Here is a 9,760-nt window from a genome sequence, read left to right on the forward strand (position 1 = left end):
TGGTGCCATCACTCTGCACCGTTTCATTCACCGTCACCCCGTCAAACGTGCCAGCCGGTGTTGGTGTGGGGACAGGGGTTGGAACGGGCGTTGGTACCGGTGTTGGAATCGGCTCTGGTGTCGGGACGGGAACAGGTACCGGCGTCGGTGTTGGCTCTGGCGTAGGGACTGGCGTTGGCACCGGCGTCGGTGTAGGTTCTGGCGTGGGTACGGGTGTTGGCACCGGTGTCGGTGTGGGTTCTGGCGTTGGGACGGGCGTCGGTGTGGGCTCTGGTGCTGGAGGGGGCGGCGGGGCACTGACGGTGATAGTCAGTGGGGCTTCATAGCTATTACCGGCCAGATCCGTCACTTTGACCCGTATTTGATAAGTTCCTGCAGCAAGCGCATCCCCGCCAATTTTTAGGCTGCCTCCTTCAATCGTAAATTTGCCGTTATCGGTATCAGATTCTCCTTCGACTAATTGGTAGCTAAACGTGCCATTAGCCGGTGTGTCGGTGGTGGAGAAAGCACTGACCGTTGCACCGACGGAAGCCGCAGAGGTGCTTAATGATGAGGACACCAAGCTCAACGCAGTCGGGTTACTGGTGTCGAGAACATAGTTTTGGGTATGCACGGTGCTGTCATTACCAGCGGCATCGGTGACTTTGAGTTTTAGATTGCCGGTGTTGTTGAGGGTGACACCATCCCAAGATAAATGGGTCGTTGTGACTTTACTGGTGATGTCAATCCAAGTCGTGCCACCATCGAGTGAACCAAATAGTTTATCGCCAGTATCCAGTGCGGCACTCAGTGTCGCGGTTAGGGTTTGGCTGGCGGTTTTGGTGTTGAAGTCGGTGGAACTGCTGCCGGTGTCTGCGTTCAAGGCAACAGTGCTGAATGTGGTGGTTGGGGCAGTCGTGTCTACTTTATAAGAGGCATTGTCTGCAACAGCTGAGAAAGTTAGGCTTGCATCGTTATTCGCAGCATCTTTAATGGATGTACCAGCGGTTAAGCTGTTCGCTTTGATACCAATTCCATCAGCATCGGTTTGTGTGGCTAAAATGGTGTAGGTGAATTTTAGAACGGTTGCCGTTGAATTTGCCGCATCGTAGGTTGCTGTAACTTCGGTTGTGCCAATCACAAGGGTAACGGTTGGGCTACCTGTCACCGTGACGTTATCGGTCATGGTAACGCTCACGGTGACCACATCACCTGCATTTAAGGTGTTATTGGTTGCCCCTGTCGCTGAGGTAATTGCCACGCTCGATACACTCGGTACGGTACTGGCAGTAATGCCATTGCCTGTGGTATCTGCAATGGTTACTGTAGCATCTGCGCCCATTGCCCAATCTTCAGCAGCGGCAAGGTTGTAGGTGGTGTTGTCGTTAGAGCTGGTTCCTGCTTTGTTAAGCAAAGCATCTACGCCCGTTTTATCAGCACCCGATAAGGTCGCAGTAAAGCTGGTCGCGCTGGTGATCTCAACATCGGTTGTGGTGGTGAGTGTATAGGTTCCTCCCCCTTGACCCGTAAAGGTAAGTTTAGAGAGATCAATGTCGTTATTGGCTCCAGCGTATTTCAAAAAGCCTGTGCCTGTAACCACTAATGTTCCTGTGCTACTGCTGTAGGTGGCTGAAGTGATGGTCGGAACAGGTACATTGCTCACGGTCATTACATTACCTGTGGTATCCGAATAGCCAGTGGCGAACCAACCATCTGCACCTGCAAGGTTAAAACTGGTTCCGCCTGTTGAGGTTGCACCTGCTTTATTCAGAATTTGATTGAGAGCGGCTTTGTCGGTTGCGCTGAGGGTAATGCTAAAGGCTGTACCGCTGGTAGCTGTAATATTGCCTGTTTCGGTTAGGGTGTAAGTGGCTCCGCCTTCGCCAGTGATGGTGAGTTTGGTTTCATCAATTGCCGCCCCTGTACTCATGTCTGCCCCTGTCACGGTCAACACGCCTGTTGTGGCATCGTAGGTGGCAGAGGTAATACTAGGTGGTTGTCCACCTGTCATATTAGAGGTGGCACTGTTGGAGGTTGAACCCCCATCAACCAAGTAAATCTGATAGTCTCTTAACCCCGATTCTGTTGCCGTGGCATCTTCTAGGTAGTAGAGGTTTTGTAATAGGGTTGAGATATTACTTGCTGTTGCACTGCTGTTAAAGATGATTTGTAGATTGTTGCCACCTAAGCCGTCATTGGTACCATCGATGGTACCAATATCAACACCACCAACAGAAACCGTTTCACCTGCCGCAATAACACCATCCGCACCAGATTTTACCGTCGTACCATCAAATGAGAAGTCGCCTAACCCTTGGTCGGTATCAGCGGTGTAGTTGTCAACGTTTAGAACAGCAGCATTGAAATTGGTATTGTCCGCATCCGTTACCGTGGCGGCTGTTCCCGTATCTAATTTAATCGGGGTTGAACCACCGACAACAAAATTAACACTATCGCCATCAAGGTTGGCAATCACAGGCGAATCATTGACGCTAATAACCGCAACAGTTTTTGTGCCTGCTGTGCTGTTATCTATGCCGTCGTTAATCACAAAGCTGATGACTCGGTTGGTGGTATCGGGCGTTTCTGAACTGTTGGTATAGGTCACGGCTCGCAATGCCGCTTGCCATTGTGCTTTCGTCGCTGTTGCCCCTGCCGAGGTCAATGTCAAAATACCTGTACCGCTGGCATAACTGGCAGTGATATTGCCCATCGTACTGTTATCGTTGGTAAACGCTAAGACATCTTCGCTGGTTTGAAACCCTGTGGTGATCGAAACGGTGGCAGATGCGAGGCTGGTATGATCATCATCAGCAAGCGTTAGCCCTGAATCAATGGCAACTGGGGTTGAAGTAACATTGTTGCCTTCGGAAAATGAGGCATTACCAGCTGATATAGTGAGGGTTGGGGCATCGTTTGCACCAGTTGCATTCACGGTATAGGTTTGGGTTGTACTCGCTGTGCCGTCGGAAGCAGTCATGGTGAAGGTTTCTGACGGTGTTGCACCACTCGCTACGCCATTAACGCCCGAATTACTAGGCACAAACACATAATCCCCAGTTGTGGATTTGACATACAGCGTGCCGTAAGTGCCTACTTTTTTGACATCATAAGTAATTGCACCAACAGTATCACTTCCACCTGTCGTGCCACCTGTGATGCCGTAAGTCAGGGTTGCGCCAGTGTCTCTATCGCTACCTGCTAATGTGCCTGTGGTGTTGCTGAAGGTGTCACTGGCAGCGGTGTCGGTATAACTGGCGGCAGTGGGTGCTGTGAGTGTCGGGGTATCATTCACACCAGTTACATTGATGGTCAGGGTAGCACTGCCCGTGCCTGCACCGTCAGTCGCCTGCACCGAAAAGGTTTCGGATTGGTTGGCAGATATGGCATTCACCGCTGGGGCATTTGGGACGTATTCATAAGCCCCTGTGCTGCTGTTCACATACAACGTGCCGTAAGTCCCTGCCTTGCTGACTTGATAGGTTGAACTGCCAACGGTGTAGGCACCTGTTGCCCCACCATCAATACCATATCCTGTAATTGACCCTGATGATGCCGTTGCGCTGATTGTCCCTGTGGTATTGGTAAAGGTGTCATCGGCGGCTGTGTCGGTTAGGGTAATGGCGGTGGGTGTAGTGAGCGTAGGGCCAACAGTAGTAGTTAAAATAATTACATCATCAATCAGTCCGGCAATCGAAGTGATCGATTGGCTCTGTGTAATCGTACCAAGACTGATTTCCACCTTGTCGACATCGTCGAAAGTCGTTGGCAGAACGATGGTCCCAAATTGGTTGACGCTGAACGCGGGCATCGTCACCTGAGCGGTTTGTGCGCTGTCCTTGAAGCCGGTGAAAACGAGATCGACGGTTGCCCAGTTGACGTTGTCGTTGAAGCGCAGCCCCTGCAGGTCGAACTCCTTGCCATTCGACGAGCTGATCGTCAGTTTGGTGGGATTGGTATAGTCCGAGACGATGTTGAGTGCTTCCGTTCCTGAATCCCACGCGAGACCAACGGTTGAATCGCTGGCATTGTCCACAGCAAACGTGATGTTCCCGAGATTCGGATTGGCGATATCGAACGACCCAACAGTTGCGCCAGCAGTCGGATCATTGGCGAAGTCAATCGTGACCACATTGCCACCAGCCGAGCCCACCGCGATGTAAGCCTTGCCAGCGGGCGAACTGGCCCAGGACGAATTGCCGTCGCTGTCGGTAACGCTGAATTGGAATTCACGCTGGCCCGCCGTGCTGCCAGCGGTGAAACTCACGCTGCGCAACACGCTTTGGTAATTGGCAGCACTCGTCGTTCCGCTCAGCGTCAGTACGCCAGTGTTGCTGTCGTAGCTGCCAGTGATGTCATGGGCAGTGATGAAGGACAAGCTATCGCCCGTCATCCGTCCTCCGCTGATGGTGACGGTCGCACCGGTGATCGACGCCGAATCGATGTCGGTGACCGTGAGTACCGGTGCCACTGCTTTTGATTCTCCAGCCAGCATACCGACGATATCAACGGTATCGGAGACGACCGGCGCCAGCTCTCCGGTAAACACGACAAGGCCGGGTTCAAACCCCTGCTTATCGTCCCCCGACGCAACGAGGGTGGGGAATGCCGACACCGGCGTCAGCGTTGAGCCACTGTACTTGTAAAGCGTGCCGCCCTCCCCGGAAGCCGGGGATACCGTGAAATAAAGATCGCCATTGTAGGCAAGAACATCCTTGATGGAATGGGCGCCACTGGTAAATCCCGTAATGTTTGTCGCATCACCAGTGTTGTTGTACTTATACAAATTGCTGTAGCCATGGCCGCTCATTGTTGCCGAGAAATACAGCGTTCCGTTTATGGCCCAAACGCCACCAACGATTCCATTATCGCCAGTATCGAACTCGGTTACGACCGTTCCGTTGCTTGCAACCGAAATCAGATCTTGATCATTCAGTTCTGAGGTGTCGTTGATATCAGCTGGGTTGTAGCTCGAATTCGAACCCGAAAAGAAAAGCTTCCCACCGTGGGCAGTGAGATGTTTCGGCATCACCGTGTTCCACAAGTTGGTCGCTACATTGCGATCGGTAATCTGCGTTATGGTATTGGTGGCCGAGTTGTATTTGAAAATTTCGTTGAAATGTTGGTCGAGTACCCCGCCCTCGCCGTTAGGCTGCTGCGCACCGAAATATAGTTCGCCGTTGATCACCACCATGTTGTTAGAGAAGGTGGCTGAGCTTTGGTTGGCGGTCCACACGGCATCAACGGCCGTGCCACTCCACCGGGAAACGGTGTAATTGGTGCCGAAGAAATACACCTTGCCGTCGTAATACTGGATGCCAGCATCCCCTTGCGTCGCAGCCAGCGCGGTCAGCGTGGAGTTGGCAACATCAAACTCGAATACCTTGAAACCGCCCGAGTTCGGCAGCAAGCCTCCGGTGAAATAGATCTTGCCATCACCGAGCGCATGCGAATTCATCGCCTCGAAGGTTTCGGTGCCGAAGTATTCAACCTGCGTCCCGTCGAAGCGACCGAAGCGATAGCCGTATGCGCTGACAGGATCGACGAACATCCCGTACAGCTTGCCTTCGTACATGAAAAAGGCATCCTGGTCTGCCCAGGTTGTAGCCAACCCATCCGTACTGAGCGGGTTCGGATCGACGACAGCGATGGCACCCTTGTCGTTTGCAGCGTTATAGCCGCCGATGCTTCCCGATCTGAACTGTTCGCCAATTTTGGTCAGCAAGGTGGCGCTGGGTGAAGTCGCTGGCGAGGCATTAATCGTGACATTCACCGCCGATGAGGTGCCGCCGTCACCATCCGAAACCGTGATGGCAAGCGTCCGGCTCGTTGAACTCTCGATCAGATCATTGCGGTAGGTCAGATCCTGCAGCAACGCGGCTACTGCCGTGGGCGTGGCATTGGCGTTGAAGGTGACGGTCAGGTTGCTGGCAAGCCCGCCCGTGTACGTGCCAATCGTGGTGCCTTCGTAAGTGATGGTTGAACCACTCACGCCGATCTGACCGGTTCCGGCTCCCTGATTTTGCACCCGAATCAAGTCACCCGTACCGGCTCCTGTAACGGTCAATGTGCCGGTATCAAAATTGGCGCTGTCATCCGTGATGCTGGCAGCTGTGCCTTGGTCAATGACGACGGCACCACTGCCGACGGCGTAGTTCAGCGTATCCGAAAAGTTGGATATAGAGGGGGCAGTATTTGCAGCTGCCACTGTCAGCACATCCACCTTCGTCACACTAGCCTGATCGTTATTAGCAGCATCTTTTGCTACAAAGTAAACATCATAATCCGTACCAGCGGCTAATCCTGTCACCGCACTAAAGCTGGTATCGAAACTGCCTGTACTGGCTATGTTATTACCACTGGCTAAGGCTGCACCACCGCCTGATGCGGTGCCTGCTTTGACTTCTGCAACAGTTGGAGCTGTTGCGTTATTTGGTACAACCACATAGTAAACAGTGCCTGATTCATTCAAAGAAGCCGAAGGCGTGAAACTGCTAGAAGTAATTGAACCAGCGGAAGGGGTGACGTCGAAAGTAGGTGGGGTGGTGTCGGATGCCCCAACACCGCTCACAGTAATGCCATTGCCCGTAGTGTCTGCGATATTGATAGCCGCAACAGCACCTGCCGCCCAATCTTCCGCTGCGGATAGATTGTATGTAGTACCACCAGAGGATTGCGTACCGTTGTTATTTAAGAGTGCATCTACAGCTGTTTTAGTGGCACCACTCAATGTCACCGAGAATTCGGTTGGCGATGTTATCTCCACCTCACCAGTCAACGCTTGCGTTCCACCGCCTTGACCAGTGATGGAAAATTTATTCAGATCAATATCATTGGTCGCACCTATTAGGGCTACAAAATTTGTCCCAGTAACAGTTAGAACACCAGTGATGGCGTTATATGTCGATGATAATATGATTGGTTTTTCTTGGGTCACCAGATTAAAAATGATAGGCGTATTGGCTACTGTCTGATACGATCCCGTCCCATCTCCACCAGTTGCACGCACAACCGTCAGTGTATCCCCGTTTACTGTTGCAGACCAATCAGTTTTGTGAGCATCTGTACTATTAACATCATCACGAGTTGCGCTAATCATTTGCCCAAAAACACCGCCGGAAAAAGTAATGGGAACAGTCAGCGTATTAATAGCACCATTTTCTCCCGAATTATCATAAACAGTCAGCGTAGAATTAGTAGCGTCGATTACTGAAAAATCAAACTGGTAAGCGTAGTCAACATATTGAAGTTCGACATTACCGTCAATTACTGCCGAAGTTTGTCCTACGTCGATTGCGCCTTGGTCGTTGGTAGTGGCGGTCGCACCCGTTAGATTCAATGCATCAGTGTATTCATGAAATTGCAGAGCAAATCCGTTAATATCACCACTTGCCTTCTCCAGCACCCAATCCCCACCCTTGTCCGCTGCCCCCGTTAAGTCTTCCGACGCAGCAATATCTGCCCCTGTTGCCTGTGCCAATTTGCCAATAAATTCCTGACCGACTTCACCATTAGCGACATGACACCCATAAACGAGAATATCGCCATCAGTGGTTAAACTATTTCCAATTTTTGATAACTCATTTTGATACTGATTAAAAGCACTATTATTTAAATCTGCGGTTCCAAGCCGAATATTGCCTGCACTACCATGCGAAAGAATATGAATGGCATCATAGCCCGTATGGCTTTTTGCCCATTCAGCCATCTGCAATACACCATCTTGCTGACCATCCAACAAAACAACCTCAATACCCTCTGGAACCCCTGCCGCTAAAACTTCCCAATCCGCCACACTGGTATCAATAAACGCAGCTTCTAAACGCCCCTGATTTAACGCTGCTACCGCCGGACGCAACACCGCAGGTGCTGAAACGATTTGGTTCTCAAAAGATTTTTCAACATTACTCATTTTTTTCATCCTCAAAATATAATTTAATTATTCAAATTAACGATACAAATCCAAAACATCTTTAATTCGCTGCTCCATCCTGTCGTCAATCTCAATCACCCTTCTTGCTAATAAATACGGTGCTACTTTTACAAACTCCATCGGTTCTAACCGCAATAAATCCGCCGCTTGCTCAATCGAATCCCAATCCCGCGCATGAATCACAAAAGAAGACACAACAACACCCACTTCTTTTTCATTCAAATTATTTTTATCAGTCATTTAATCTTCCCTTCATGCACAAAAAATCAACGCAAAAAAAACCGCCGGTCGCGTGAATCACGCAACCAGCGGTTTTTCTAAAAATTTAGCTTGATAGCCCATAATAAGACACGCTCCATTGGTATTGACAAGGGGTAAATTGGCTGTCGCACTCCCCAATCCGTCACCAACGCGCCATGTTCACGTATAACTTGAAAGGGAAATCAATCCATGTATTCTGTATCCTGCCCCGCTGGGACAAAGAATTTCAGGACCCCAAAGGGTGGGATGGCGGTACCTGTAGGAAACGACAGGTGCCTTTGCTTGGCATTCGTCAATGGTAGGCGGTTGTTTTTCTCAAGATAACTACGGAACCCCGTAGTTTTTGCTGTACTTAACGGGTTTGCCTTTTTCTTCACTGGCTGAGTAAGGACATTTCTTTGCGTGCTGATTTTTTTCTTAACCTGGATGAGGCGTTTGCCTCAGTGAATACACCAGAGGACGCATTTCGCATCGCCTGCGAACAGGCTCGCCAAGTTGGGTTCGAGCATGTGATCCATGCGCCTGTAAGAAATCATCCCGATGCGAGCAAGAATTGGGCGGCAACAAGCTACCCACTTGCTTGGCAAGAGATTTACCAGGCCAAGGGTTATCTATCGCGTAATCCGGTCCGTCAGCGGACTGAAATCAGTTCCGTGCCTTTTCAATGGTCAACGCTGGAAAAAACCTTGCCGAAACAGGATCGTGAGTTGTTCTTGGATTGCCGCGATTGCGGCATGCGGGATGGCTATGTCGTTCCTGTGCATGGTCCGTGGGGCCAGGCGGTGGCGATTGGTTTTGCCTGCCAATCCCTGGAAGCGATCAACAACCCGGGGAAGACAATCCTACAGTTATTGGCTCACAAGCTGCACCACCTATTTATGCCCTTGCAAACGCAAAAGCCTTTGAGCTTGACTGCGCGTGAACGACAGATTCTTTTGCTGTTGGCCCATGGCCGACAGAACCCAGATATTGCCGATAAGTTGAGCATTTCAGACCATGCCGTAGAGTGGCATTTGAAAAATATCTATCGGAAGCTTGAGGTAAACAATCGGACTGCCGCTGTGATCAAGTCGATACAACTGGGATTGCTGGAGTTATGATAATTCGGTAGTTTGGGCACTGTTTTTGTGCCCAAACTATCGGAAAAAGACGGCAAAACACCGCCGTATGTAACACGAACCGACACAAATATCAGGGCAGGCACAGGGGCCTCCCCTACATACGGCAATCGTGCTGATCAACCCTCGAAAATATCCTCTAACCGCTGCGCCTGCGTTAACGATACCCCCCATTGCTGCAACTGCTCCGGCGTCGCTGCCCGTAACCGCGACAACACCCAATCTGGTAATGGCTGACCAAATTTTGTTTCGATCATACTGCGGAGGAATATTTTCATGCCTTCTTCACGGCCCTCTTCTCGACCTTCTTCTCTACCCTCTTCCCGCGCAGTGATGATGTCAGTGTTGTAATCCCACACCGCACGTTCACGTGCCAATGCCCGTAACCGTTCTTCCTTGGTTTGGCTCATTTGCTCTAGAGATTGCAAAACAGTCATTACCGGTGTATGTGTCAGCTGTGCCATGATGT

4 protein-coding genes are annotated in these 9,760 nt (G+C 50.7%); 1 reads left to right on the plus strand and 3 read right to left on the minus strand.

Annotated elements, in window-relative coordinates; all coding sequences use genetic code 11:
• Window positions 1-7,891: DUF4347 domain-containing protein (locus ACYVJG_RS12740; RefSeq protein ID WP_460431386.1), on the minus strand; the 7,891-nt coding region annotated here is incomplete at its 3' end.
• A 36-nt stretch (window positions 7,892-7,927) separates the two neighbouring features.
• Complete coding sequence (locus ACYVJG_RS12745; protein ID WP_460431387.1) at window positions 7,928-8,152, minus strand: hypothetical protein; 225 nt, start codon at window positions 8,150-8,152, stop codon at window positions 7,928-7,930.
• A 419-nt stretch (window positions 8,153-8,571) separates the two neighbouring features.
• Between ACYVJG_RS12745 and ACYVJG_RS12750 the strand changes: the two genes are divergently transcribed.
• The gene (locus tag ACYVJG_RS12750) at window positions 8,572-9,273 is read left to right on the plus strand and encodes a helix-turn-helix transcriptional regulator (RefSeq protein WP_460431388.1); all 702 of its coding nucleotides are present in this window, start codon (window positions 8,572-8,574) and stop codon (window positions 9,271-9,273) included.
• 137 nt (window positions 9,274-9,410) lie between these two features.
• Here the strand turns inward: ACYVJG_RS12750 and ACYVJG_RS12755 are convergent.
• Window positions 9,411-9,760: hypothetical protein (locus ACYVJG_RS12755; protein ID WP_460431389.1), on the minus strand; the 350-nt coding region annotated here is incomplete at its 5' end.

This window comes from Aquaspirillum soli, from assembly GCF_054781915.1.

Excerpts from the sequence above, each read along its gene's own strand:
- ACYVJG_RS12745 (WP_460431387.1), bottom strand. The coding sequence starts at position 8,152 with ATGACTGATAAAAATAATTTGAATGAAAAAGAAGTGGGTGTTGTTGTG.